At 59.3% G+C, this 25,583-nt stretch carries 25 protein-coding genes; 13 read left to right on the plus strand and 12 right to left on the minus strand.

Features of this window, described 5'->3' with window-relative positions:
• Positions 1-35: 35 nt before the first annotated feature.
• Positions 36-2,618, minus strand: a complete 2,583-nt coding sequence (locus V1T76_RS26855) for an ATP-binding cassette domain-containing protein (RefSeq protein WP_330563747.1) — start codon at positions 2,616-2,618, stop codon at positions 36-38.
• 231 nt (positions 2,619-2,849) lie between these two features.
• On the opposite strand from V1T76_RS26855, the gene V1T76_RS26860 reads away from it, so the two are divergent.
• The 6 genes from V1T76_RS26860 to V1T76_RS26885 are packed head-to-tail and all read left to right on the plus strand — an operon-like array spanning position 2,850 to position 8,762.
• A complete protein-coding gene (locus tag V1T76_RS26860; protein ID WP_330563748.1) occupies positions 2,850-4,064 on the plus strand; it encodes a glycosyltransferase family protein in 1,215 nt (404 codons plus the stop codon).
• Positions 4,065-4,105: 41 nt separating this feature from the next.
• Positions 4,106-5,326 carry a glycosyltransferase family 4 protein gene (locus tag V1T76_RS26865; RefSeq protein ID WP_330563749.1) on the plus strand — a complete coding sequence of 407 codons (1,221 nt, stop codon included), beginning with the start codon at positions 4,106-4,108 and terminating at the stop codon, positions 5,324-5,326.
• A 20-nt stretch (positions 5,327-5,346) separates the two neighbouring features.
• Complete coding sequence (locus tag V1T76_RS26870) at positions 5,347-6,474, plus strand: glycosyltransferase family 4 protein (RefSeq protein WP_330563750.1); 1,128 nt, start codon at positions 5,347-5,349, stop codon at positions 6,472-6,474.
• Positions 6,471-7,625 (plus strand): glycosyltransferase family protein, encoded by a 1,155-nt coding sequence (locus tag V1T76_RS26875; RefSeq protein ID WP_330563751.1) that lies wholly within the window; start codon positions 6,471-6,473, stop codon positions 7,623-7,625. The genes V1T76_RS26870 and V1T76_RS26875 overlap by 4 nt, the downstream gene beginning before the upstream one ends.
• Positions 7,622-8,404 (plus strand): polysaccharide deacetylase family protein, encoded by a 783-nt coding sequence (locus tag V1T76_RS26880; protein ID WP_330563752.1) that lies wholly within the window; start codon positions 7,622-7,624, stop codon positions 8,402-8,404. Before V1T76_RS26875 ends, V1T76_RS26880 begins: the two co-directional genes overlap by 4 nt.
• 52 nt (positions 8,405-8,456) lie before the next feature.
• Positions 8,457-8,762: a DUF3088 domain-containing protein gene (locus V1T76_RS26885; RefSeq protein ID WP_330563753.1), complete on the plus strand. Its 306-nt coding sequence runs from the start codon at positions 8,457-8,459 to the stop codon at positions 8,760-8,762.
• A 33-nt stretch (positions 8,763-8,795) separates the two neighbouring features.
• On the opposite strand, the gene V1T76_RS26890 is transcribed toward V1T76_RS26885, so the two are convergent.
• Positions 8,796-9,314 carry a peptide-methionine (S)-S-oxide reductase gene (locus V1T76_RS26890; protein ID WP_006931278.1) on the minus strand — a complete coding sequence of 173 codons (519 nt, stop codon included), beginning with the start codon at positions 9,312-9,314 and terminating at the stop codon, positions 8,796-8,798.
• Between the two features lie 292 nt (positions 9,315-9,606).
• On the opposite strand from V1T76_RS26890, the gene V1T76_RS26895 reads away from it, so the two are divergent.
• Positions 9,607-10,155, plus strand: coding sequence for a GNAT family N-acetyltransferase (locus tag V1T76_RS26895; protein WP_330563754.1), 549 nt, complete (start codon positions 9,607-9,609; stop codon positions 10,153-10,155).
• A 196-nt stretch (positions 10,156-10,351) separates the two neighbouring features.
• On the opposite strand, the gene V1T76_RS26900 is transcribed toward V1T76_RS26895, so the two are convergent.
• The 3 genes from V1T76_RS26900 to V1T76_RS26910 form a co-directional block, all read right to left on the minus strand.
• Complete coding sequence (locus V1T76_RS26900; RefSeq protein WP_330563755.1) at positions 10,352-10,579, minus strand: DUF2783 domain-containing protein; 228 nt, start codon at positions 10,577-10,579, stop codon at positions 10,352-10,354.
• A 3-nt stretch (positions 10,580-10,582) separates the two neighbouring features.
• A complete protein-coding gene (locus V1T76_RS26905; protein WP_330563756.1) occupies positions 10,583-12,193 on the minus strand; it encodes an FAD-dependent oxidoreductase in 1,611 nt (536 codons plus the stop codon).
• 74 nt (positions 12,194-12,267) lie between these two features.
• Positions 12,268-12,810 carry a VOC family protein gene (locus tag V1T76_RS26910; protein ID WP_330563757.1) on the minus strand — a complete coding sequence of 181 codons (543 nt, stop codon included), beginning with the start codon at positions 12,808-12,810 and terminating at the stop codon, positions 12,268-12,270.
• 216 nt (positions 12,811-13,026) lie between these two features.
• Here V1T76_RS26910 and nthA point away from each other — a divergent pair, with 216 nt between their 5' ends.
• Genes nthA through V1T76_RS26930 form a run of 4 tightly spaced genes read left to right on the plus strand, consistent with a single transcriptional unit; the run spans position 13,027 to position 15,128 of the window.
• Positions 13,027-13,668 carry a nitrile hydratase subunit alpha gene (gene nthA / locus V1T76_RS26915; RefSeq protein ID WP_330563758.1) on the plus strand — a complete coding sequence of 214 codons (642 nt, stop codon included), beginning with the start codon at positions 13,027-13,029 and terminating at the stop codon, positions 13,666-13,668.
• Complete coding sequence (gene nthB / locus V1T76_RS26920) at positions 13,665-14,327, plus strand: nitrile hydratase subunit beta (RefSeq protein WP_330563759.1); 663 nt, start codon at positions 13,665-13,667, stop codon at positions 14,325-14,327. The genes nthA and nthB overlap by 4 nt, the downstream gene beginning before the upstream one ends.
• Entirely contained in the window at positions 14,311-14,667 is a 357-nt protein-coding gene (locus tag V1T76_RS26925) for a nitrile hydratase accessory protein (protein WP_442970188.1), read from the plus strand. The genes nthB and V1T76_RS26925 overlap by 17 nt, the downstream gene beginning before the upstream one ends.
• A gap of 8 nt (positions 14,668-14,675) precedes the next feature.
• Positions 14,676-15,128, plus strand: a complete 453-nt coding sequence (locus V1T76_RS26930; RefSeq protein ID WP_330563760.1) for a methyltransferase family protein — start codon at positions 14,676-14,678, stop codon at positions 15,126-15,128.
• 15 nt (positions 15,129-15,143) lie between these two features.
• Here V1T76_RS26930 and V1T76_RS26935 read toward each other — a convergent pair whose 3' ends face one another.
• Positions 15,144-16,034 carry a LysR family transcriptional regulator gene (locus V1T76_RS26935; protein ID WP_330563761.1) on the minus strand — a complete coding sequence of 297 codons (891 nt, stop codon included), beginning with the start codon at positions 16,032-16,034 and terminating at the stop codon, positions 15,144-15,146.
• A 100-nt stretch (positions 16,035-16,134) separates the two neighbouring features.
• On the opposite strand from V1T76_RS26935, the gene V1T76_RS26940 reads away from it, so the two are divergent.
• A complete protein-coding gene (locus tag V1T76_RS26940) occupies positions 16,135-16,422 on the plus strand; it encodes a DUF1330 domain-containing protein (RefSeq protein WP_330563762.1) in 288 nt (95 codons plus the stop codon).
• 201 nt (positions 16,423-16,623) lie between these two features.
• On the opposite strand, the gene V1T76_RS26945 is transcribed toward V1T76_RS26940, so the two are convergent.
• On the minus strand, positions 16,624-17,211 hold the full coding sequence (locus V1T76_RS26945) for a VOC family protein (protein WP_330563845.1): 588 nt from the start codon (positions 17,209-17,211) through the stop codon (positions 16,624-16,626).
• Positions 17,212-18,061: 850 nt separating this feature from the next.
• On the opposite strand from V1T76_RS26945, the gene V1T76_RS26950 reads away from it, so the two are divergent.
• Positions 18,062-18,511 (plus strand): cupin domain-containing protein, encoded by a 450-nt coding sequence (locus V1T76_RS26950; protein WP_148584533.1) that lies wholly within the window; start codon positions 18,062-18,064, stop codon positions 18,509-18,511.
• 125 nt (positions 18,512-18,636) lie between these two features.
• On the opposite strand, the gene V1T76_RS26955 is transcribed toward V1T76_RS26950, so the two are convergent.
• The 5 genes from V1T76_RS26955 to V1T76_RS26975 all read right to left on the minus strand — a co-directional run bounded on the left by V1T76_RS26955 (position 18,637) and on the right by V1T76_RS26975 (position 25,565).
• Positions 18,637-19,230: a class I SAM-dependent methyltransferase gene (locus tag V1T76_RS26955; RefSeq protein WP_330563763.1), complete on the minus strand. Its 594-nt coding sequence runs from the start codon at positions 19,228-19,230 to the stop codon at positions 18,637-18,639.
• Between the two features lie 62 nt (positions 19,231-19,292).
• Positions 19,293-20,471, minus strand: a complete 1,179-nt coding sequence (locus V1T76_RS26960) for an ABC transporter permease (protein ID WP_330563764.1) — start codon at positions 20,469-20,471, stop codon at positions 19,293-19,295.
• Positions 20,468-21,493, minus strand: a complete 1,026-nt coding sequence (locus V1T76_RS26965) for an ABC transporter permease (RefSeq protein ID WP_330563765.1) — start codon at positions 21,491-21,493, stop codon at positions 20,468-20,470. The genes V1T76_RS26960 and V1T76_RS26965 overlap by 4 nt, the downstream gene beginning before the upstream one ends.
• A 302-nt stretch (positions 21,494-21,795) precedes the next feature.
• Positions 21,796-23,682 (minus strand): ABC transporter substrate-binding protein, encoded by a 1,887-nt coding sequence (locus V1T76_RS26970; RefSeq protein WP_330563766.1) that lies wholly within the window; start codon positions 23,680-23,682, stop codon positions 21,796-21,798.
• Positions 23,679-25,565 carry an ABC transporter ATP-binding protein gene (locus V1T76_RS26975; RefSeq protein ID WP_330563767.1) on the minus strand — a complete coding sequence of 629 codons (1,887 nt, stop codon included), beginning with the start codon at positions 25,563-25,565 and terminating at the stop codon, positions 23,679-23,681. The genes V1T76_RS26970 and V1T76_RS26975 overlap by 4 nt, the downstream gene beginning before the upstream one ends.
• Positions 25,566-25,583: the final 18 nt, after the last annotated feature.

Genomic DNA, 25,583 nt, shown 5'->3' on the forward strand with positions numbered 1-25,583 from the left:
GGAACGGTTGCCCACCTCTTGTCACACCCACCGTCTTACCCTTTTTCCGAAAGTCGTCCTTGATCCAGAATGAAGCTCTGATCGAATTCAGCAGCTATGTCGGCATCGGACGTGCCGAACAGGAACGTTTTTCCGGACAGAATTTGCCTCAAGCATTTGCGAAGCGTCCTGTCCTCTTCCGTCACACCGGTGGCGATATCGTCCAATATGGTGATTTTCGCATTTTTCAGAAGACCGCGAACCAGAGCGATCTTGCGACGCTGCCCCGCCGACAGACGGGAACCGGATACGCCGACGTGGTAACCGAAACCCGCATAGATGATCGGGCGCCGCAAACCGGTCTCCTCGACAATCGTGCGGATGACATCATCGATCCGCCGCCGGGCGTCCCTGCGGTCGACGCGCGCGCGTCCGAATAGGAGATTATCCTCGATGGTCAGCGGCGGCAAATAGACGTCCGGATCGAACGCAACGAAGTTGTCGCTGTTCTTGACCACTTCTTCCAGGAACGTCTGGCGGGCGCTGATGATGTCGCGCTTCAGCTCATCCGTCATGACACCGAGACGATGGCGGGCCGGCACGAGCTTGAAGGCCAGTCCGGTCAGACGAGACCGGTCGGCGTCTGTCAGCCCCGGACGCGGCTGATCGGATTTGGCAATGCGCACGATGCGCTCGAAATCCGGTATCTCATCCAGTGTAATGAAGGAATATGACCCCAGAAGGCCGCTGTCGCCGGAAACGTTGGAAAACAGTTCCAGCATGGTTTCGGCGATCTTGAGTCCGATCTGCTGGAGCTTCGTGTCGAAACCGGTCTCAGCCAGGAAGGCCTTGACCTGCTCGAGATCGGGCACCTGATCCATCGTGATTTCCGGATCGGCAGGTACCGCAAAGAACAGGTTGTCCGCCAGGCTGGCGCTGGCGTTGAAGCGGTCGCGGTGCCACAGCTCGACCAGACCGCCGAGGTCCGGTTCATGGGCAATGCGCTCAGCAAGTGCCTTGCGCACGTTCAGGATCTTTTCGGCAAAGCCATCGTCCATGGACGGGTCGAACCGGGACTGCAGACCGAGCCGATAGATGTCCTTGTCGATCTTGACCGTTTCAAGCAATTCAAGCGCCTTGGTGTCGAGTTCGTCTTCATTGCTGACACCGGCGGCGTCAAAATCATCCCACTCGGCGGCAAGATCGTATGTGGGATTGCGCGTTTCCTTGGCCTCGGCAAGCCGCCGATTGTAGTTCTTCAAGCTCTCGCCTTCCCGCTGGGGCGGGATGAGCGGACGGTGGCGCAAACCGTAGTAGAGATTGTCACGGATCGTGCCGGTCCAGATGTGCACCGCACCGCCGACATAGGCGATCTGGCGGCCCAGCGTGGCATCTGTCAGCTTCTCGAGATCGTGGCTTCCGATGCAGACCTTGCCGGATACGGCCGAGACAAGCCCGGCGGCGAGTTGCAGCACTTCCGACCGGCCGGACCCGTCCGGCCCGACAATTGCGCAGGCGCTTCCTGCAGGCACCGTCATCGACACGTCGACGACCTCCTGGCCAGCAGCGCCGCCTGAGAAGTTGACATTCTCCAGCTTCACGTCACCGCTGAGATCCACCGTGTCATCCGCGGTCAACCGCTCGATGTCATAGATATCCAGAGGATCGAAGTTCTCGACGACGGTCTGGTATTTGACGCTGACGTCCGCCGTCATCTGATAGAAGGAGAGCAGCTCTTTCCAGGGGCCTGCCAGGTCCTTGTAGGCAGCGATCACCGCCAGCAGGGCACCGATGCTCAGATTGCCCTGAATAACCAGATAGCCGCCGATCAGGTAGAAGAAGAACGGCGTGAGCTGGTTCATGAAGTTGTTCAGGAACTTGATCAGGAATTTCCGGTTGAAGATGTCGTACCGGATCTTGAAGTTCTCGTAGAGCCGGTCGGAAATATCCGCCGAATGCCAGGCAGCCGCGTCGTTCGCGTGGATCTCGGCTACGCCCGTGATGCTCTCGCCGACCTTGTCGGCAATGACACGGATGTTGCGCACCCGCTGCCGGGACAAGAGCACCACCTTGCGCTGCAGAAGCGGGATGACATAGCCCTGGATGGGATAGGAGCTGATGGCCGCAAGGCCCAGAAGCGGGTCCTGCATGAAGATGAAGCCGATCTGCACGATCAGCATGCCGCCCTGATAGGCCGGCAGCGCGAAGGCTTCACCGATGTAACCGCCGACATCCTCCACTTCCGATGTGATCATCGGAATGATTTCGCCTGAACTGACCTTCCTGAAATGCGGCAGACGGAAGCGCAGCACCCGTTGAAACAGCTCGAAGCGCAGGCGCCGCAACATGCGCTCTCCGAGGCGGCCCTTGTAGACGTTGAGGTAAAACTTAAGACCGTTCGAGACAACAACCAAAAACAGGAAAGTAAAACACAGGAGAACAAGATAGGGCGTCTGATCAAAATCAAACCCAAGAATCGTCCTGGGAAAGTTGTCGCCCTGGACCGCATCGTTGACGATCAGTTTTGGCAGTTCGAGAAGGACGTAGACCACCGGATACGTGAGAACGGTGACCATGAGAATGAAGATTTGCTGTCTGGCGCTATACTTCCAAATAAAACCGAAAAGGCTCTTTTCCATAAGCTCATCCAAACAGACATGGATCAAATATGTGCAAGCAGATCATATTTGGTATATTAGCGATCAGAGTTAGTTGCGCCAGCCGGGATTAGCATTCGTCACAACAGCTTTAGAAGGGTCAGCAGACCGTTCCCTGTCAAAAGTCCCCTGTCAAGAGATATCCGCACGTGACAAGGGCCAATCGATTGAGACATAAGCCCTTTGGGCCAGCATTACAAATTTAGGGGCAGTATGAGTTCCAAGACGCCGAAGATCCTCATTTACAGCCACGATTCCTTCGGGTTGGGCCATCTGCGACGCTGCCGGGCAATTGCGCAATCCCTCGTCGGGGACTTCGACACCTTGTCAGTGCTGATCTTGTCGGGTTCCCCGATCATCGGCAGTTTCGAATTCCGTTCCCGCGTCGATTTCGTGCGTATTCCGGGCGTGATCAAGCTGCGCAACGGCGAATACACACCGCTGTCGCTGCACATCAACATCGACCAGACCCTCGCGATCAGATCCTCGATCATCGAACACACCGCCAAGGTATTCGATCCGGACATCTTCATCGTCGACAAGGAGCCACTCGGGCTGCGGGGTGAAGTGCTGCGCACGCTGGAAGCCCTTAAGGATACCGACACGAGACTGGTTCTCGGTCTGCGCGACGTGATGGACGACCCGAAGGTTCTGAAGGAAGAATGGGACCGGAAGAACGTCTATCCTGCCCTGCGCGACCTTTACGACGAAATCTGGATCTACGGACCGGAAGACATCTGCGACCCGCTGGAAGGCATCGATCTGCCGCAATCCGTGCGCGACAAGCTGCGCTACACAGGTTACCTGCGCCGCGAACTGCCGAAGTCGGCACTCGACAATCCCGAACCGGCTCCGTTCGACGATGAACCCTATATTCTTGTGACGCCGGGTGGCGGTGGAGATGGTGTTGAAATGGTCGATTGGGTGATGCGGGCCTATGAAGCCCGACAGCGCCCGCTGTTCCCGGCCCTCATCGTGCTTGGCCCCTTCATGCCCGCCGCAGCCGCGACCCAATTCAGCGAAAGGGCGGAACACCTGCGCGACGTCGAGATCATCCGCTTTACACCGCAGATCGAGCCCTATCTGGCGAAAGCCACGGCGATTGTCGGCATGGGAGGGTACAACACCTTCTGCGAGATCCTGTCCTTCGACAAACCCACCCTGATGGTGCCGCGGGTCATCCCGCGACGGGAACAGGCAATCCGCGCGGAGCGGGCGGAGCAAAGCGGCCTTTTGAAAGTGCTGCCGATCGACCAGTATCCGGATCCGGACCTGATGGCTGCGGCCTTGTCCGAACTGCCTGACATGGCCTCCCCTTCGGCTGCCGGCGTCGACAATCTGCTTGGCGGTCTGGGTGTCATATCCGGCCGGGTCGGCGAAATCTTCGACGAACAACAGGCAGCCAGCAGGAAGCTGGTCAACTTCTGACCCTCCTCACCAGCAAACCGAATTCTTTCAAGGGCCGACCGATGTCCCGTATCGCCGTTGTGGTCAAAGGCTATCCTCGCCTGTCCGAAACCTTTATTGCCCAGGAAATGCTTGGTCTGGAACGGCGGGGGATCGACATCCTGATTGTCGCCCTGCGCCGGCCTTACGATCCTTACATCCATGATCTGCACCGGCAGATCAGCGCGGACGTCATGTATCTGCCGGAATATGTGAAAGACGATCCCGCGCGTGTCGCCCGCGCCAAACGTTGGGCAGAAAAGCAGCCAACCTTCAAGGCCGCCAAGGCTTTGTTCGATGCCGATTTCGCGCATCAGCCGAACGCAGACCGTCAGCGCCGTTGGGCGCAGGGGTGCGTCTTCGCCCATGAATTGCCGGAAGACGTGACCTGGATCTACACCCACTATCTGCATACGCCCTGCTCCGCATCACGCTATGCTGCGCATCTTTCCGGGCGGAAATGGTCCTTTTCCGCGCACGCCAAGGACATCTGGACCAGCCCTGACTGGGACCTGAAGACCAAGATTAACGACGCTGCCTGGGGCGTGACCTGTACCGCGGTCAACGCCAAACATCTGAAAGGCCTCGCCGACGATCCGGACAAGATCGAGCTGCTCTACCACGGGCTCGACTTTTCCGGTTTTCCCGAGCCGAAGGAAAAAGGCACAGATCGTGACGGCAGCACGGAGCCTGTGCGACTGGTCTCGGTCGGCCGCGCGGTCGAAAAGAAGGGCTATGACGACCTTCTGGAAGCCCTTGCGCAGCTTCCCGCATCTCTCAACTGGCAGTTCACGCATATCGGCGGAGGAGAGCTTTCCGACGCCCTGAAAGCACAGGCCGACGGGTTGGGCCTGTCCGACAGGATTACCTGGAGAGGTGCCCAGCCGCGGAAAGAGGTGATTGCGACCTGCCGCGAGGCGGACCTCTTCGTGCTACCGTCCAAACTTGCCAGGTCCGGTGACAGGGATGGCCTGCCCAATGTTCTGATGGAAGCACAATCCATGGGGATCTGCTGCCTCTCCACCAAGGTTTCCGCGATCCCCGAATTGATCCTGGATGGTGAAACCGGTGTGCTGGTTGACCCGGGCGCGCCCGGGGATCTCTCTGCTGCCATGCAGAACCTGATTACCGCACCCGAGACACGGCATCGTCTTGGACTTGCCGCGGCCAAGCGGGTCAGAACGACCTTCTCGACAGACCCCGGCCTCGACCGTCTCGCAGACAAGTTCCGCAAGGTCCTTTAAGCCCTACGCTCAGGAAAATCATGAAGATCGCTTTTACTGCTCCGATGAAACCGCTGGATCATCCAGTCCCGTCCGGTGACCGGACCATGGGACGATTGATCGTGAAGGCACTGGAAAGTCTGGGGCATGAGGTGACGATTGCCAGCCGGTTCCGGTCGTGGCGCAAGGACGGCAGCGACGCCATCCAGTCAGGCGTGCGCGACCAGGCGTTTGCCGAGGCAGAGCGGATCAGCGGCGAGTGGCAGACGTCGGGCTACCGGCCAGACCTGTTCCTGACCTATCATCTTTACCACAAGGCGCCCGACTGGATCGGTCCTGCTCTTGCCGACCGCTTCGACCTTCCCTACGCCATCGTGGAAGCCAGCCGCGCGCCAAAACGGCAACAGGGCGACTGGGCCTTCGGGTTTGCCGCCGCGGACGAGGCCTTGAAACGCGCCGATGCCGTTGCCGCGCTCCACAATGCGGATGCCGAATGCCTTGCTGCGGTGGTGCCACATCGGTGTCTGTCGATCCTGTTGCCGTTTCTGGATGCCGATCCATTCCTGGCGGCTGCGGCCAGCCCCAAGCCTCTGGCCGCCTCGCCGCTGAAACTGCTTGCCGTCGGCATGATGCGCGAGGGCGACAAGCAGCGCTCCTTCGAAGTGCTTGCTGCGGCTCTTGAAGAGCTGCGGGATCTGCCCTGGCAACTGACACTCATTGGCGACGGCCCGATGCGCGATCATGTGCTGGGACTGTTTCCAGCCGAGCGGATCACCTGGCTTGGCGCCCTTGGCGGTGAGGATCTGCCTGCCCAATACGCACGGCACGATCTTCTCGTCTGGCCGGCGATCCGCGAAGCCTTCGGCCTCGTGCTGCTGGAAGCTCAGGCCGCCGGCGTGGGGGTCATTGCCGGTGACACCTTCGGGGTTCCCGATATTGTACGCGACGGCGAAACAGGTTTGCTGTCACCTGAGGGAGACGCGTCTGCCCTTGCTGCAAACCTGCGCCGCGCGATTCTGGAGCCGGCTCTCGTGGACAGGCTGGGCTCGGCTGCGCGCAATCACATCCTGCATTTTCACACCCTTCCGGCAGGCGCTGCCCGGCTCGAAGCCCTTGCGGAAAAGGCGGTGCGGAACCACCTGAGGCGCCGGGAGACGAAAGACGCATGAGCTTCAAGGCCCTCATTCATGTTCAGCATCTGCTGGGGACAGGCCATGTCGTGCGGGCTGCCGCCATCGGCAAGGCGCTGGCCGCCGAAGGCGTGGAGGTTACCCTTGCCAGCGGCAACTCAATACCGCCGACGCTCGACACCGGACCGCTGAAGGTCGTCGAGCTTCCAGCCTGCAAAAGTCCGGATGCCAGCTTCAAGCGCCTTGTGACTTTGGACAGTGAAGATATTGACGAAGCTTGGAAAATCGCGCGCGTTAAAGCATCGATTCAAGCTCTTGATGCCGACGACTACGACCTGCTTCTGACCGAGACCTACCCTTTCGGCCGCCGCCAGCTCGACTTCGAACTGAGTCCGCTGCTGGAAGCCGCCAAGTCCCGCACGAGGGTACCACTGATTGCCACCTCCATTCGCGACATCCTGGTGCGAAAGAAGCAGCTCTGGAAAGAGCGCTGGATGGCGGACCAGGCGCTGAAATATTACGACCGCATCCTGATCCATTCCGATCCCGACTTCATCCGCCTCGCAGACAGTTTCCCCTTTGCCGAGGAGGTCGACCACCTCTTGCGCTATACTGGATATGTGGGCGGTGAGCCGCGGCCTGCCGCTGCAGGGTCCGATGGCGAGGACGAGGTGATCATTTCATGCGGTGGCGGTGCCGTTGCCGAAAGCCTGCTGTCGGCGGCCCTGGAGGCAAGGCCGCTATCGCGGCGTGCCGAAGACACGCAGTGGCGGGTGCTGATCGGTCACGACATTTCCGACGAAGCCTTTGCCGTCTACAGACAAAGCGCAGCGGAAGGCGTGATTGTCGAACGGGCCCGGCGGGACTTCCCGGACCTTCTGAAACGCGCGCGTCTTTCCGTCAGCCAGGCGGGCTACAACACGGTGCTCGACATTCTGCAGGCCGGGGTTCCTGCGGTTTTCGTACCCTTTGCCCAGATCAACGAAACCGAACAGACGCAACGCGCGGAAGCCCTGGCCGGCCATGGCCGGGCCATTGTAACGCCCGAGGCAGACCTTACGCCGGAGCGGCTTGCTGGCGCCATTGACGATGCCCTCGCCCTTTCCCGCAGCAAACACACAGTCCGTCTTGGCGGCGCCGAGGAAAGCGCCCGCGTCCTGCTTCAAGACCTGAAGGACCGGATGACATGACCTCTGATGCGAAGCGCTTCCGGAAAGAGCTGACCGATCATCTCGACTGGTTCGCCGAACGCGGCCGCAAGGTGCGTTTCTGGTGGCGGGATGATGATGCCGTCGAACCGACGCCTGCCCTAGAGCGTATGCTGTCGCTCTCCGACAGCCACAACGTCGATCTGGCGTTCGCCGTCATTCCCAAGATGGCGACGAAAGCCCTTGCAGAGCGGTTCGCAGATGAACCGCATGCGCTGGTGCTGCAACATGGCTGGCAGCACAAGAATTTCCAGCGGAAAGATCTCGGCGAAAAGGCCGCGGAGCTTGGTTCCCGGCGGGACCCGGACGAACTGATGACCGAGCTCAAGGCAGGTTATGACCGCCTTCAGGAGCTCTTCGGCGAGAAGTTCGTGAAGGCCATGGTGCCGCCCTGGAACCGGATCGACCCTGAAATCTGCCGCCGCCTGCCCGGCATCGGCCTGTCGGGTCTCTCAACATTCACCTGGCACAATTTCCCGCGGGCGCATCAGCTCCAATCGCACATCGACATCCTGAAATGGAAAAAGCAGGTGCGCTTCATCGGCTGGGAAAGCGCGCGCCTTCGTTTCGACCTGCAGCTCACCCGCCGACGCAACACCGGCGCAGAACCCGTTGGCCTCCTGACGCACCATCTGGTGCATGACGACGGCTGCTTCGAGTTTCTGGAGATCTTTCTGGAAATCGCCGCTCATCACAAAGGCGCGGAATGGCCGGAGGTGAAGAGCCTCTTTGCCGAGAACGGTTCCTGGCCGTTCGGATGAGGCTTGGAGCGTGTCGCATAAGGCGCGCCCCTGAAAGAGAGGCAATCAATACATGAAAGACACGCTCTATATTCTCGCCCCGGGCTTTGAAGATCCCGCCTATCCCGGCAAGACCTTCTACTGCTGGCATTGCGCGCTGATGGAAGGCGTGCTCGCGTCCTTTCCGGATCTTGCAGACCGTCTCGACGTTCGTCGCATTGCCTGGCCGAAACCGCGTCGGGACGTTGCAGATTTGCTGGGGGAAGACAATCAGTCTTTGCCGGTGCTGGTGCTCACCGAAGGCGGTTTCATCGATGACAAGGATGCGATCCTCGACGCCCTCACCGAGCGCCATGGCTTTCCGCATCCCCATCCCTGATCGGGAAACGCCAGACCTGCAGTTTGTTCTGCCTTACTCGGCCGCTTCCAGCCGTTCCGGCTTCAGGACATCGGCGTATTGCTTGCGCAAGAGAGCGAGTTTCGGGTCGATATAGGTCTTGCAGAACGGGCGCTCCGGCCCCTTCGCGTAATAGTTCCGGAACTGTTCGCCGGAGGCCTTGAACTCGGCAAGTGTCAGCACGCGCGTCACCAGCGGTTCATCGAAGCCATGCTGCAAGGCACGCATCAGCCTTCCGACCTTCACCCCCGTACCTGCATCATAGACATAAACAGCGCTGCGGTACTTGCCGCGCATCTTGTGGTGGGAGGTGCTGGAGTGGGTGCGCAGATGGATCTCGAGCAGGACCTCCAGCGGCAACGCGACCGGATCGAAGGTCACCACCACCGCTTCTGACCAGGCATTTTCTGGCGGATCGGAGCGGATGAAGCCCTGTTCCACCTTCGAAATGCCAGCAATTGCCTGAAAGACGGCCTCGGTACACCAATGGCACCCGCCGCCCAGCCCGATTTTCACCCCGGCCTCCAATGTCATGATCGATGCTCCCAGTGTGACGTCCGGCTTTTGGTTTGCAAAACGGCTTGGCGGAGATTCCCCCAGAGGAGATCTTATGCCGGGAATTGACAGAAGACGCACAACAGAAGATTGTGAAGCATGATCAATCGCGTGACCCTTCATCTAACCGTGGTGCACATCGCCGTTCCTGCAGGGACCGCGGAGGGATCACTGTTGGCTGAAGAAGCCTAGCCGGATCGCATCGCAACCCTGCTTCGAGGAGCAGGGTTTGTCAGATGCCTGCTCTCTCGATCACATCCAAGAGAGCAACATGAGTACATCAGACATCCCGGCGGGATTTACCCCAGTTTCCAACGCGGCCAACTGGCCCGAAGGCCTGGTCATTCGGGCCGAAAGACCGGAGGACGTGGACGGACTGACCGTTCTGCAAGGTCTGCCGAAGTTTCGGGCGGGCACATTGCGCCTGCCCTACCCACGGCGCAAGGACGTCGAGGCTCGTGTCAGCCAGTCCTCACCGGACAAGGTGTCCCTTGTCGGCATTTTGGGCGGGAACCTGGTCGCCGCCGCCGGCTTTGCCCGTTCCGCCGGACGGCGCGGACATGCCGCAAGTCTGGGAATGGGCGTGCACGACGATTATTCCGGACGCGGGATTGGCCAGGCGATGCTGGGTGAACTGATCGAGATCGCCGACAACTGGATGAACCTCCACCGTCTTGAACTGACCGTCTTTGCGGACAATGCCCCTGCTGTCCGGCTCTATCAGAAGCTCGGTTTCGAAATTGAAGGCACCTTGAGAGACTTCGCTTTCCGCTCCGGAGCGTTCGTCGATGCCTATACGATGGCGCGGCTCAGGATGTGAGTGAAAGGCGCCTGCTTCTGATCTCTGTCCTTGTCGCCCCGGTTTGCCGCGCAAGCGGCAAGACCGGGACCCAGTATCCGTGAGACCCGGCCGAAAACCACGGCGGGCTCAGTAGATTACTGGATCCCGGCCTTCGCTGGAATGACAAGTGACGTATGCTTGAACACGCAGCAAAGCTGGCGGTTCGCCCGCTGACTCAGGCCGCCTCCCTTTTCTCCGCCGCCTTCGGATTGGCCGCGAAGTCGATGGCAGCTTTCAGGACATCCGGATCGCCGATCTGATTGGCGAGGATGAGGATCAACCGCGCATTCATGCAATTGGCGTCTTCGTCGCTCATATGGCGCTGGCTGGAGACCAGATACTCATAAAAGCCGTCGGGATCGGGCAGATTACGTGTCAGGTTCAGCTTCGGAGTTTGCGGCATGGCTCATGCGCCTCCCATCGCGGTCTTCAAGGCGGCTTCCACCTTGTTGTCGTTGAAATAGCGCCAGCGGGCGGCAACATGCTGGTCCGGACGGATCAAATAGACCGTGCCGGGAGCCGCGTCGTAACGGGCGGCGAGTGTTCCGTCCTTGTCCTGAAGGTCCTTGCCGACGCGCAGGACACGGGCCCTGACGTTGCCGGCCGTTACATCCTCAGCCGCTTCGTCGCCAAAGATCAGCAGGGTGAAGCCGTCGCCGATCTGGTTGAGGAACCAGGCCGCCTCGCCATTGACGCTCACCGGAGCATCGGCGCAACAGGTGCCCGGGGTCATGGCGCCGGCAAAACTGGACTCGTCCGCAGTGTTGAGCGGGCTTTCCACATAAGGAGTCGGGGCAGACAGACGTCCGGAATTCACCAGCGGTTTTGCAAAGTCGGTGACTTCCGACAAATCCAGCACCGCATCACGGAACCTGCGCGAGGCCTCATTCTTGGGCGTGATGAAGTCGGTGGACCGGGTCGAGTTCAACAGGTTGTCGTCTGCCGCAAAGGCTCTTTCCGTATGGTAGCTGTCGATGAGGCTTTCCGGGGCATCGCCATCCAGCACCAGTTTCAGCTTCCAGCCCAGATTGTCGATGTCCTGAACACCCGTGTTGGCACCGCGTGCACCGAAGGGTGAAACCTGATGCGCGGCATCGCCCGCAAACAGCACCCGGCCATAACGGAAGTTGTCGATCCGCCGGCAGGCGAACTGGTAGACGGAAGCCCATTCCAGCTCGAACTCCTTGTCCTCGCCCAGCATGGCCTTGACGCGCGGAATGATGTTTTCCGGCTTTTTCTCTTCTTCCGGATCGGCCTCCCAGCCGAGCTGGAAGTCCAGCCGCCAGACGTCGTCGCACTGCTTGTGCAGGAGGGCCGATTGGCCACGGTGGAACGGCGGATCAAACCAGAACCAGCGTTCTGTCGGAAAATCGGCCTTCATGATGATGTCAGCAATCAGGAACCTGTCCTGGAAGAACTGGCCGGAAAAACCAGCCCCGACCATCTTGCGCGTATCGGAATTGGCGCCGTCGCAGGCAACCACCCACTCGGCTTCCATCTTGAAGACGCCGTCCGGCGTTTCAACGGTTAGAACCGCATGGTCGTCGTCCTGTTGCAGGTTCAAAAGCTTGTGCTTCCAGCGCAGGTCGATGAGGTTCGATTTCTGCGCCTCTTCCACCATGTATTCCTCCAGATAATATTGCTGGAGGTTGATAAAGGCCGGAATCTTGTGGCCGTCTTCCGGCAGAAGATCGAAGGTGTAGGCAAGATCGTCGCGGAAGAAGACCTTGCCGATCTTCCATTCTATGCCCTTGTCGATCATGCGCGTGGCGCAGCCGAGCCTGTCCCAGATTTCCAGCGGGCGCTTGGCATAACAGACCGCGCGCGAACCGATGGAAACGGTATTGTTGTCGTCCAGAACGACCGTGTGGATGCCCCGCTGAGCAAAATCAAGCGCGGCCGTCAACCCGATCGGCCCAGCGCCGATCACCACCACCTTGTGGCGCTTGACCGTACCAGCCTTTTGTTCCTCGGATTGCCGGTAGTCGTACTGCGGATATTGATAGGTCTGAAACATTGGGCTCTCCTCCCAGATCCGCCAGGGCGGTCTCAATCGAACGGCATTTGCCGCAGCGGCGGCATGTGTCCTCCTCACACATCGGCCAACTCTTTGGCATGCAGCCATTCAGCGTGTTTCGGGGCCCGTTTCGTTTTCGACCATTCCTCCAGCATCTCCCACTTGACCTTGTCGAGGCGGGCCAAGAGCTTGTCTTCCTCCGGATCCGGGCAAGCCAGTTCCACGCGGTGGCCGTTGGGGTCGAAGAAATAGATCGAATGAAAGATCGAGTGATCGGTCACACCGAGAACATCGACACCATTCTTTTCCAGGTGTTCCTTGAATGCGACCAGTTCGTCCCGATCCTTCACCTTGAAGGCGATATGCTGCACCCAGCGCGGCGTATTCGGGTCAAACCCCATTTCCGGCTTGGTCGGCAGTTCGAAGAAAGCCAGAACGTTGCCGTTTCCCGCATCCAGGAAGACGTGCATGTAGGGGTCGGGGTCGTGGGTGGAGGGCACATGATCTTCGGCGATCGCCAGAACAAAATCCATGTTCAGCATCTTGCCGTACCATTCCACGGTTTCCTTGGCGTCCTTGCAACGATAGGCGACGTGATGCATCTGCTCGATCTTCATGGGACCGCTCCTCCAAATTAGTTACATATGTAACCATATAGAGCGCGCACTCTTGCGCCTTGATCTAAGTCAAATTGGTTGCACATGTAACTTTCTTGACTGAGGCCGATCCGGGATGACGCGCACCGCGTATTTCCAGACGACCACTTCGTGTTTGAATTGACAGGTCATGACCTGCGTTCTCATATGTGACACCCGCGACATCAGGAGCCGTTCATGTCCGCTCATGACCACGATCATCCCCACGAACACGACCACTCCGAGCTCAGTGAAATCGAGCTGCGCGTGCGCGCTCTGGAAACGCTTCTGACGGAAAAGGGCTACATCGATCCTCCTGCCCTGGATGAACTGATCGAGACCTACGAGACCAAGATCGGCCCGCGAAACGGAGCTCTGGTGGTGGCAAAGGCCTGGACGGATCCGGACTATCGGGAACGGCTCCTGAAAGACGCAACGACAGCCATAGCCGAGCTTGGTTTCACCGGCCGGCAGGGTGAACACATGGTGGCGGTCGAGAACACCGACGACATTCACAACATGGTCGTCTGCACGTTGTGCTCCTGTTATCCATGGACAGTGCTGGGCCTGCCGCCGGTCTGGTACAAGTCTGCGCCCTACCGCTCCAGAGCCGTACGTGACCCGCGCGGCGTTCTGGCTGAGTTCAAGGTCGAACTGCCCGATGACACCGAGATCCGCGTCTGGGATTCGACGGCTGAAATCCGGTATCTGGTGATCCCGAAACGTCCTGCCGGAACCGATGGCTGGAGCGAAGAGCGCCTGGCCGATCTTGTCACCCGCAACAGCATGATCGGAACCGGCCTCGCCCTCGAACCTTCCGCCCTGGAGGACGCAGCATGAATGGTGCGCAGGACCTGGGTGGACAGATGGGATTTGGTCCCATCGAACTGGAAGAAAACGAGCCGAACTTTCACGCCAAGTGGGAAGAACGTGCCTTTGCCCTGACTTTGGCCATGGGCGCGACCGGATCCTGGACGCTGGATGCCTCGCGCTATGCGCGCGAATCCTTGCCGCCGGTCACCTATCTCTCTTCCAGCTATTACGAGATCTGGACCCGCGGCCTTGAAAAACTCCTGCTCTCCAACGGCCTTGTGACGCAAGAGGAGCTGAAGGAGGGCCGCAAACTCGAAGATGCCAAGCCGATCAAGCGCGTGCTCTCGGCGGACGCCGTCGCCGGGGTCCTGGCGAAAGGGTCATCGGTCGACCGTGAAGAGCACCAGCCTGCACGGTTTCGCACCGGTGACAGGATTAAGACGCGGCGCATGAACCCCGAACATCACACCCGCCTGCCCCGTTACGCCCGCGATGCCGTTGGCACAATCGAGGTCATTCACGGTGTTCACGTGTTTCCGGACACCAATGCGCACGGCGAAGGGGAACAGCCCGCCTGGCTCTATGGGGTTCTCTTCAAGGGCACGGACATCTGGGGGCCGGACAGTGATCCCAAGCTGACGCTGCGCATCGATCTCTGGGAGCCTTATCTTGTCCTTGCCCGCTGAGTATCTTGCCACTCCGCGCCTGCCGCTCGATGAAGACGGTGGCCCCGTTTTCCGCGCTCCCTGGGAGGCCAGGATATTCGCCATGACGGTGAAGGCGCATGAAGCTGGTGTGTTTACATGGGGCGAATGGGCTGAGGCGCTCGGCGCCGAACTTGCCAAGGATGGCGATGGCAGCGGTGAGACAGAGAACTATTACGACCGCTGGCTGGGTGCCTTCGAGGCTCTTCTCATGACCAAGAACGTAGCCGCCGCAGGACAGCTTGCGGACTTGCGCAAGGCTTGGGACGAGGCAGCCAAAGCCACGCCGCACGGCAAGCCCATCGTCCTTCAGAACGGCTGAGACAGACCATGCGCCTGCTGCTTCCTCCTCCGGTCGTCGTCGGGTTCGGATTTCTTCTGCTCTATGCAGGTGCCAAACTGTTTCCGGCGCTCAACGTCACCTTTGAAGGACAGGACGCGCTCGCCCTCTTGTTTCTGATTGCCGGACTGGCCATTGGCGGGCACGCCCTTTTTCGTTTCGTCCTGGCAAGAACAACCTTCAATCCGACGACACCGGACAAGGCCAAGGTCCTGGTGACCGATGGTTTTTACCGGGTGTCTCGCAACCCGATGTATGTCGCCGATGTTCTGCTGTTGCTAGCGTTCAGCACGTATCTCGGTACAGCCACGGTCTTCGTCGTTGTACCGGCTTTCATCTGGTATCTGACGGAATTCCAGATCAAACCCGAGGAAGACCATCTGACGCGGCTGTTCGGCCAGGCTTACCTCGACTACTGTGCGCGGGTGCGCCGCTGGCTTTGAACCTGCCAACGTCCCTCATTTCCCAAGGTAAAGGTCGCTTTTTTCCTTGAAGGCGTCCGCCGCAAAGCGCAGAAACGTGCGGATGCGAGCGACGTTCTTCAGGTCCGGATGGGTCAGGATCCAGATGTCGTAGTAGCGGCTCGGTTCCACACCCGGCAGGCGGATCAGCTCCGGGTCCGGATCGCCCAGGAAGCACGGCAAACGACCGATGCCCATGCCGGCCTGCACCGCTGCATGCATCGTGATCATGTCGTCAGTCACCGTTGCCACCTCGCCATTGGGATAGCGCTCGCGCATTTCACTCGGCACCTTGTTGCCCCACCATTTGAAGGCGATGAACGGGACGGCCTGCGATGTGGCCGTTTCGAGCGCGGCCTCCCGGTACCGGCGGGCAAAATCTCGCGACACGTAGAAACAGCGGTTCTGGCCGGTGGCGAGACGTCCGAAGAGGCTTTCGTCCGGCTTGTCGGTCACACGGACCGCAACATCGGCCTCGCGCCGGTGCAGGCTCAGAATTTCATTGGCCGCATTCATGGTAACGTCGATTGCCGGATGCCGCTCCTTGAAACGGGCGACGATCTCGGCCAGTTGCACCTGGAAAATAAGCTGCGCCGCCGTGACCCGAAGCGGTCCTTCCAGTTCGGCATCCTTGGCGGCAATGCGCATGTCCAGCGCAAGCACTTCCGTTTCCATCCGGCGGGCGGCCTCAACCGCCTCATCACCGGCGGTGGTTGGCGTGAACCCTTCGGGAAGACGATCGAACAGACGTGCGCCAATCTCCTCTTCCAGCGCCGACAGACGCCGTGACACCGTGGAGTGCGTTACACCAAGACTGCGGGCAGCCTTGGTCAGGCTGCCGGCATTGGCGATGGCGAGCACGAATTTCAGATCGTCCCAGCTATACATGGCGGTGCATTTTTGCACAGTTCGATTACAAATTTGAAGAATTTTTCGCAAGGTAGCCCTGCGATAGGATTTTGGCATCTCAAGCACAGGAGACGATGAGATGTCCGTACAAGCCCTCGCCATGATTACCGTAACCGATCGGGAAGCGCTTGGCGCCTACCGGGAAAAAGCTGCAGACGCCCTCGCCCGCCACGGCGGCAGTGTCATTGCCGCCGATCCGGACCCTCTGGTACTGGAAGCTGCCATCGATGCGCCGAACATGGTCGCCCTGCTGACCTTCCCAAACGCGGAAGCCGCCAAGGCATGGCACCGCGACCCCGACCTTGCTCCCGTTCATGCGCTTCGTAACAAGGGCGGCAAGTCAACCATTGTCGTGCTTCCGGGCTAACCGCCGAGACACAGCGAAGCGGTGCCTTTTCGCATCGCTCCGCGACAGTTTGAAACTGCCCGGAACACACGCCAAATACGTGCGAACGGGTCGGTTTGCGTGGGGCCCGACGCCTTTGTCCGGAGCGCTACCCCACCGTCCCGCAGGCATGGCAGATGCCACCACTCTTTCCGATCTTACCGGTTTTTACCTGTCAGCAGCTCACTTCGCCGGGTCCGTGTTGGACCAGAGGACGGGACCACCTTCCTTTTCGTATGCCATCCCCTGCGGGAAGGATATCGCCTCCATCTGCAGTCCCCAGGGCGCAAAGAAATAGAGGATCGTCTGGCCAGCTGCCGGGCCTTCGGTAACCGGAAGCGGCCCGCCTAGCGTCCTGATGCCATTGGCTCTCAGATACTCGGCGGCCTTGTCGATATCCTCGACATAGATCGCAATGTGATAGCCGCCAATGTCGCTGTTTTTCGGATAGATCGTCTGCTGATCGGGAGAAGTGTAGCTGAACAGTTCAATGTTCGATCCAAAGCCGCATCTCATCAAGGTGATCTCTTCGATGACCGCACGCGGATCGACATTCAGCATGTCCTGCATGAAAGTGCCCTTGTCATCGCGAAACGGACCGAAGGACATGGCTTTCTCGCAGCCCAGAACGTCGCTGAAGAAGGTCACCGCCTGGCCCATGTCCGGCACGGTCAGGCCGATATGATTGACACCCCGCATGCCAGGCACTGGCTCGGCGCGAGCGGCCGTACCGAATGTAACGACAGCAAACAGCGCCAAGGCTGCGGCCATCCGGGGAGACTGGCTACCTAACTTACATGTCATGACTCATCCCTTCTTGAAAAATGGCTTCCGATCTTCCTCCCGGCATCGCTCCTTCAACTGTCCTGTATGCGGTCATTGACGGGTCTCTGTATGCGGGAGAAAGAAGCGTGTGGTTCGCCTTCTGAAGACCTGCCAAACACGAGGTTTGAGCGCCAGCAAAGGCGACATTCAATGACGGACTTTCCAGAGCCGGCCTGCGATATCCCCCTTCGCTTTCGCCCCCTCCAAGCAACTCGCAAAGCTTCGACAATATGTCCGCAGTGAGCATTCTGACTGCTCGAAGTAAGGAGATCGATCGACTGGCTCGCAAGCGTTAGCCTAGACACCAATACATGCAAATACAAATATTTTGTCCAAATCCGTCGACGGCAAATGAGTGACGAATTCGAAGCTGAGCGGACCGGAATGAGGTGTGGTGCACGGCACTGTAGCGCAACCTACAAGCTTGACAGTTCTTGCTCCGCAAAAGGTCCCATGCCCGCGTCCGGGCATGTCGGAAAAGGTCAATGAGGAAGCCTGCCTCGTTCAATCGCCGTCTTCTCCAGCATCTCGAAAGGCTGATCAAAGTTATTGCATTTACATATTTTATGCTGAAAATATCTATTAATCCGAGTAGCGTGAACTTTCCATATCGCTACGGAATGTCGCCCGATCAGGAATAACCTCAGCCGTCATGGCATCCTCATGACGCCTAAGAAGCGACAGTGCCTTGGGAAGCAACACGGCAGTCTCCAGAAACGCCGGCCTCCGGCATGACGGCCAAAAACAAGAGTCTCGAAAAGAGGACAATTCCACAATTCAATCAGAGGGAATTGCAATGAAAGATCTGGAAAAGGGCATAACCGAGAATGGCACAGGTTATGAAGACGTCGTCTGGAACATTCTCGGCCAAGTCTATTATCCCAAGGCCGTCTGCGAGGCGGCTTTCGCCTTCGAGACGAATTCCGAACCCGGCCAATTCGTGCCCGTTCACATCCACCCTGATCAGGACGAGTTCATTCTCGTTCAGGAAGGCGAACTGGATCTGAAACTCGACGGAGTATGGACCAAGGCGAAGGCAGGCGATCTCGTGCGCATGCCGCGTGGCATCCCGCACGGCTATTTCAACAAGTCGGACAAACCCTGCCGTGCGCTTTTCTGGGTGTCTCCGATGGGGCAGCTCAAGGATCTGTTCGAAGCGCTGCACGATCAGACCGACGTCGCCCGCATCGTTGAACTGTCAGCCCAGCACGCGGTCGATTTCCTGCCAGAAGAAGCCAACGAGTGATCTGACCGGGCCGTCCGCCACGTTTGCGCGCGACGGCCTGCCCGTTGTCATGACCGAGGCCGGTTATCCTTGGAGGCGGCTCTGCCTTTCCTCCTCAGGATCGGTTCCTTGGAAATGCCGGCTGATTAGCGAACCGGTTTCACCAGCCGCATGCGCCAGGTGACGCCTTTCTTGTCGGAGACGAGACGGTAGTCATCGAGGACTTCCCACTTGCTGGTATCGTCGGTCGCTTCCCAAAGCTTGTTGATCAGCTTGTTGGCACCTGACTCCGGCTTCTTCGGTGAATACATCGACAGGGCGATGACACCGTTTTCCTTCAGGAACGGGACATAGCGGGCAACGACGGCAGCCGGATCTTCCGCAAAGTGAAGAACCTCGTTGAAGACGATGGCCGAGAATGTCTCGCCCTCCTGCGCCTCGAATGTGTGCATGTCGCCTGCCCTCAGGCTGGCAATTGCGGGGTCGACATTGGCGATCTGCAACGAAGCGGGGGAAAGATCCATGCCGACGTAGCGCTTCACGCCCATGGGCTGAAGGCGCTCGTAAAGCAGGCCTTCGCCGCAGCCGATGTCGAGAACCTCGTCCATGGAACCGGTCAGGTTCAACCACATGCCGATGATGCCATAGCGACCGCTTTCGGGCAGCGAGCGCAGGAAGGCCCAGCGACCGGCTTCATATTCCTCGTCCCAGCCGGCGGCGGTGGTGGCATTCTTCGACATTGTGACTTCCTAACAGCAAGGCGGGCCAGAACGGCCCGCCGGTTCTTCAGATTTCAGATGCATCACTTATAGGGATCTGCCGCGTCGCGCAAACCGTCACCCAGGAAATTGAACGCCAATACCACGATGATGATCGGCAACACCGGAGCCATCAGCCATGGATAGACGGTGACCACCGAAATGTTCTGCGCCTCGTTCAGAAGAACGCCCCAGGAAACGGCCGGCCGGCGCAGGCCGAGGTTCAGGTAGGACAGAGCGGTTTCACCAAGGATCATGGATGGGATCGACAGGGTGGCCGACGCAATGATGTGGCTGGTAAAGCCCGGCAGCAGGTGCCGCGTGATCACCCGCTTGGGCTTGGCCCCCATCAGAACCGCCGCCTTGGCGTATTCCTCTTCCCGCAGCGACAGCAGCTTGGATCTGACAGCACGCGCCAACCCGGGCCAGTCGAGCAGGCCGAGAATGATCGTGAGGCCGAAATAGATCCAGACCGGGCTCCAGGTTACGGGCAGCGCCGCCGATAGCGCCATCCACAACGGCAGCTCAGGAAGCGAGCGCAGGATTTCGATGGCGCGCTGGATCAGACTGTCGATCCAGCCGCCGAAATAGCCGGCGATGCCGCCGAAGAAGAGGCCGAGAACGATCGAAATGGCAACACCGATCAGACCGACGGTGAGCGACAGCCGGGCCCCATAGACGAGGCCGGAGAACTGGTCGCGGCCAAGGCGGTCCGTACCGAGCAGGAACATCGTGCCGCCTTCCGCCGGGCAAACAAGATGGAACGAGGCCTCCCAAAGCCCCCAGAACTCGTATTTCGCTCCACTGCAGAAGAAGCGGAGCGGCTGGACGTTGTTCGGATCGTCCTTGAACACCCATTGCAGGGTTTCCATGTCGATTTCCGACGTCATGCCATAAACGAACGGGCCGACGAAACTGCCGTCATGAAACAGATGGATCGGCTGCGGCGGTGCATAAAGATGCATGCTGTCGCGGTTGTTGGCCCCATAGGGAGCGATCACCTCGGCAAAGGGCACGCACATATAGAACAGGATCAGGACTACACCCGACCAGACCGCAATCTTGTGGCGCTTGAATTTCCACCACATGATCTTCCACTGGGAAGCCTGGTAGAAACGCTCCTGCTCGGCGGTCATTTCCTCCGTCACAGCCGGGTTGAACGGCGTCGGATCGACGTAATGTTCCACCTCGCGCACGGGCGTGTTCTTCACGTCCATGGTCATGACGAGGCCCTCCCGCCAAGGCGGATGCGCGGATCGAGCACCGCCAGCAGCAGATCGGAAATCAGCATCCCGATCAGGGTCAGAACGGCAACGAACAACAGAATGAAGCCGGACAGGAACTGATCCTGGGATTGCAGCGCAGCCACCAGCACCGGACCGACGGTCGGAAGGCTCATCACCACCGATACGATGACGGAGCCGGATACGAGCGAGGGGATCAGGTTGCCGATGTCGGCGATGAAGGGATTGATGGCCATGCGCAGGGGGTATTTCACCAGAAGCTGGTTTTCCTTGAGGCCCTTCGCCCGGCCCGTGGTGACATATTGCTTGTGCAACTCGTCAAGCAGGTTGGCGCGCAGGCGCCGGATCATGGCTGCCGTGCCCGAGGTCCCGATCACGATGGTGGGGACAATCAGATGGGCCAGAACCGACATCGCCTTGTCGAAGCTCCAGGACTGGTCGATGTACTGAGGGTCCATCAACCCGCCGACGGACAGTCCGAACCAGCGATTGAAGAAATAGAGCAGGATGAGTGCAAGCAGGAAGTTGGGTGTTGCCAGGCCGATATAACCCAGAAAGGTGAACCCGTAGTCGCCCCAGGAATACTGGCGGGTTGCGGAGAAAATACCAATGGGGAACGAGACCACGTAGACGAACAGGATCGTCGCGAAATTCAGAACCACGGTCAGGGGCAATGTTGGCCCGATCACCTGCTCCACTGGCTTGTCGAACTCGAAGGACCAGCCCCAGTTGCCCTGAATAAGCCCGTCGAATCCATGAGGCCCCGGCCAGAGGCCGACCCAGATCAGGTAGCGTTCCATAAAGGGTCTGTCGAGGGAGAACTCCTTGCGAAGGAACTCGAGCTTGGCGACCGACGAGCTTTCACCGGACGATTTCAGGGCAGCAATCTGGTTGGAGATATAGTCACCGGACGGCAGCTCGATGATGAAGAAAGTCAGCAAACTGATCACCAACAATGTGGGACCCATCATCAAAATACGTCGGACAATATAATAGAGCACCTAAACTCCCCTCAGCCCCGGCACTTTGCGCAGATCAGGCTCTGACGTCTGCACTCAAGGTCAACTTCGATTTCGATAATATGACGTTTTTCAAACAAGAGTCAGTCCCTCGGAAAACGTCGGGCGGAACGAACCGGATCAAAATGTCCCGCCTGTTGTCTATGGTTCGGATGCCTTGCCGGCCCGGAGGTCATCTCCGGCAGGAGCGCATCCAACCCGGGGCAAGATCGGCCCTTCACCCTTAAATTCACCGGTCCGGCTGATGTCTTCAACCGGACCGGGAGAATGTACATGGGTCGGGCTTATTCGGCCACGTAGAACTCATCCATGCGGTGGATCCCGAAATGCGCGCCCGGATCCCAACCATAGATACCTTCCAGGGGCACGTTCTCCACGTCCTTGATCACCACAGGCTGGCGAACGCCGGACACGAGACCGATGTGGATAGTTTCGTCCGCATGGATCTGGAGCATTTCCTCCCAGATGGCGGTGCGCTCTTCCTTAGTTCGGGAGTTCAGCCAGGAGTTATAGAGTTCCATCAGGCGTTCGGCCGGTGCCCAGTCAGGCTTCTCGCCGCCCTCACCCTGCGTTTCGTAATAGTCGCCCCACTTGTGCCAGGAGAACGCATCCCCGCGCACCGGAGCATAATCTTCCGGCGGCATTTCGGAGGTCGGAATTCCGTTCTCGAAGCCCCACCAGACCGACATCATCAGATCGCCGGTGATCGCACGCTCGCGCATGTTGTCGCGCTGACTCGGCTTGGCAAACAGGGCGACGCCGATTTCCTTCCACATTTCCTTGACCAGTTCCAGGGCATCGTCCTGCACCTGTTCCTCGCCTGCGGTTTCCACGATGATTTCCAGCGGACGACCGTCGGACAACAGGCGGATGCCGTCTCCGTTGCGTTCGGTCAGGCCGATTTCGTCCAGAAGCGCGTTTGCCTGCTCCGGATCATAGTCCGCCCATTTGTTGGTGAATTCAGCCTTGTAAAGCGGGCTGGAGGCCAGGACGGTGTCGTTACCCGGCGTGCCCAGACCGAAAAACAGGACGCGGTTGATCAGGTTGCGGTCGATCCCGAGCGACAGGGCGTGCCGGAACTTGGTGTTGCGCATCAGTTCGCGCCAGACAGGATCCTTCACGGTCAAGTTCGGCAGGATCGAAATTTCCGCACCTTTGGTGTTGGACCAGAGCGCGGTGACGTAGCCATTGTCCTTCTCGCCCTTCTTCAGCACGGTGATGTCGGAAAAGCTGAGGTTACGTGCCTGCAGATTGCTTTCGCCCGCCTGAGCCTTCGCCGGAATCAATTTGCCGTCGGCAACGGTCATGATGACTTGATCGACATAAGGCAGTTGCTGGCCGGTACTGTCGACCCGGTGGTAGTAAGGGTTGCGTTCCAGAACGAAGCGCAGATCGCTATCATCGCGGTTGCGCACCCAGGGCTGCAGCGACGGCATGTCGACGTTCTGCGCGTTGTACATGTCGTCTTTTTTGTTATGCAGCGGCGCCCAGCTGCGCGCCTTGACCTTTGCCGCTTCCGTGGCAATGACATCCGGATCGCCGTATTTCTCGTGGAACTGCTTCAGGTAATGGGCAGGACGATAGATGAACGGAGGGCGGGACTTTGCCAGTTCCGGCAGGAACAGCGGGTTCGGGGTTTCCCAAGTATAGCGGACGGTTGTCTCGTCCAGGACCTCGAATTTCGGCCCCTTGCCATTGGACAGCAGGAACGGCGGCAAGCCGGCCGGGGTCAGGCTTTCGTTGCTGACGATGTCCTCGAAGAAGTAGCGGAAGTCTTCGGCACCGAAGGGGTGGCCGTCAGACCATTTGTGGCCCTCACGCGTGTGAAGCGTGAAAATGCGGCCGTCCTCGACTTCCACATCCGCCAGGATGTCAGGCACAAGGTCCAGTTTCTCGTTATACCCCACAAGTCGGGCATAGCCCCAAACGTTGATCAGGCGGACATCCTTGGCCCGGCCAATCAATGTGTCGATCTTGCCTCCCGGTTTGCCAACACTTCGGCCGGTGGCTTCCAGGTCCACGATCAGCGGTTCGGAGGGAACCCGCTCCGCCACGGGCGGAAGGGACGGGTCCAGACCCGGTGTTTCCTTAAGCTCCAGCGCGGCCAATGGCCCCGCGATCAGAGCTGCGGTCAGGAAGAGACCGGCTCTTAGGGAATTCAAAAACTTCATGCTGCAGTCCCCTCAAGCGCCCCGGCATTCTTCAGGCCAGGTGCGCAGACAAAGTGATCCGGTTCCATTTCCACCAGCAATGGCTCCTGGCCATCGGTCAATCGGAAAGGTTCCGGCCATAATTGCGGCTCCGATGCCCTGTTTGCATCAAGAGCGGCAAAATCCAGCGGCGACGACAGATCCGGCTCGGGTACGGCCGAAAGCAGCGCCTTCGTATAAGGATGGAGCGGATTGCCGACCACGGTTCGGGTCTCGCCCATTTCCACAAGGCGTCCCCGGCACATCACGGCGATCCGATCGGCGACATAATCAACAACAGCCAGGTTATGGCTGACGAAGAGATAGGTCAGGTTCAGATCGCGCTTGAGGTCCTGAAGCAGGTTCAGGATCTGCGCCTGCACCGAAACGTCAAGCGCCGAGGTCGGCTCGTCGCACAGGAGGAATTCCGGGTTCAGTGCAAGGGCACGGGCAATGCCGATCCGCTGGCGCTGGCCACCGGAAAACGAATGCGGATAGCGGCGCAGGAAGCGCGGGTCGAGCCCCACCAGTTTCATGAGATTACGCGCGCGCTCGGCCCGCTCCTGAGGCGTGCCGATGCCGTGCACTTCCAAAGGCTCCATCAGCGTGTCGTTGATGGTCATGCGCGGGTTGAGCGACGAGAACGGGTCCTGGAAAATCAACTGCACACGGCGGCGATAATCCATCAGCTCCGCACCCTTGAGCTTGGAAATATCTTCCAGACCCTTGCCGCGATTGTAGAGAACGCTTCCGCCCTCGATACCGATTGCCCTCAGGATCGCTTTCGCGGCAGTGGTCTTGCCGGAACCGGATTCCCCCACCAGACCGAGGCATTCGCCCCGGCGGATCGTCAGGTTGATGCTGTCGAGCGCGGTCATGGTCTTGACCTTGCCCCCCAGGAACGAGCCCTTGCGCAGGGTGAACCGCTTGGTGACGTCGCGCATTTCAACGAGAGGATCACCGGGCTTGACGTCGCACTGCGGACGATTGGCCGTCAGTTCCTCCGAGCGGACCTCGATAGGCCGGATCGGCACCAGCCGCTCGTCCCGGTCCATATGGAAACTGGGAACCGCGTTGAGCAGCGCCTTCAGGTAGTCGTGTTTCGGATTGGAGAAGAGCTGCTGTGCGGTCCCTTTCTCCATGATGCGGCCATGATAGATCACCGCAATTTCGTCCGCCATGTTGGCGACCACGCCGAAATCATGCGTGATCATCAGGACGGACATGCGCAGCTCTGACTGAACTTCGCGGATAAGCTTCAGTATTTCGGCCTGAATGGTCACGTCGAGCGCGGTGGTCGGCTCGTCCGCGATCAGAAGAGCGGGGCGGCAGATCATGGCCATGGCGATCATCGCGCGCTGACGCAGACCGCCCGAAAGCTCAAACGGATAGGTATCCAGCGCGCGTTCGGGATCGGGGAACTGCACCAGGCTCAGCATGGTTTTGGTCAGTTCGCGCGCTTCGGAACTGGAAACATTGCGGTGAAGAAGTGCCGCCTCGCCGATCTGGTCGCCGATGGTGTGCAAAGGCGACAGCGAGGTCATCGGCTCCTGAAAGATGATCGCCACCCGGTTGCCGCGCAGGTGCCGCATCTGCGGTCCCTTGCGCTCGAGCGCAGCAATATCGACGGGTGGCTCGGCGCCGGTCGGGTCGGCCAGAATGACTTTGCCGGATGTAATGGATGCAGCCTGGGGCAAAAGACCCATGATGGTCTGCGATATGACAGTCTTGCCCGACCCGGATTCGCCCACTAGCGCGACTGTCCGATTCTCAGGCACGACGAATGAAACATCATCGACCGCCCGGACCTGACCTTCCGCCGTATTAAAATCTACCGTCAGTCCCTCAATCGAGAGAACATTCACCGCGCATTTCCTCCCAGG

The organism is Roseibium sp. FZY0029 (assembly GCF_036350355.1).
Classification (GTDB): domain Bacteria; phylum Pseudomonadota; class Alphaproteobacteria; order Rhizobiales; family Stappiaceae; genus Roseibium.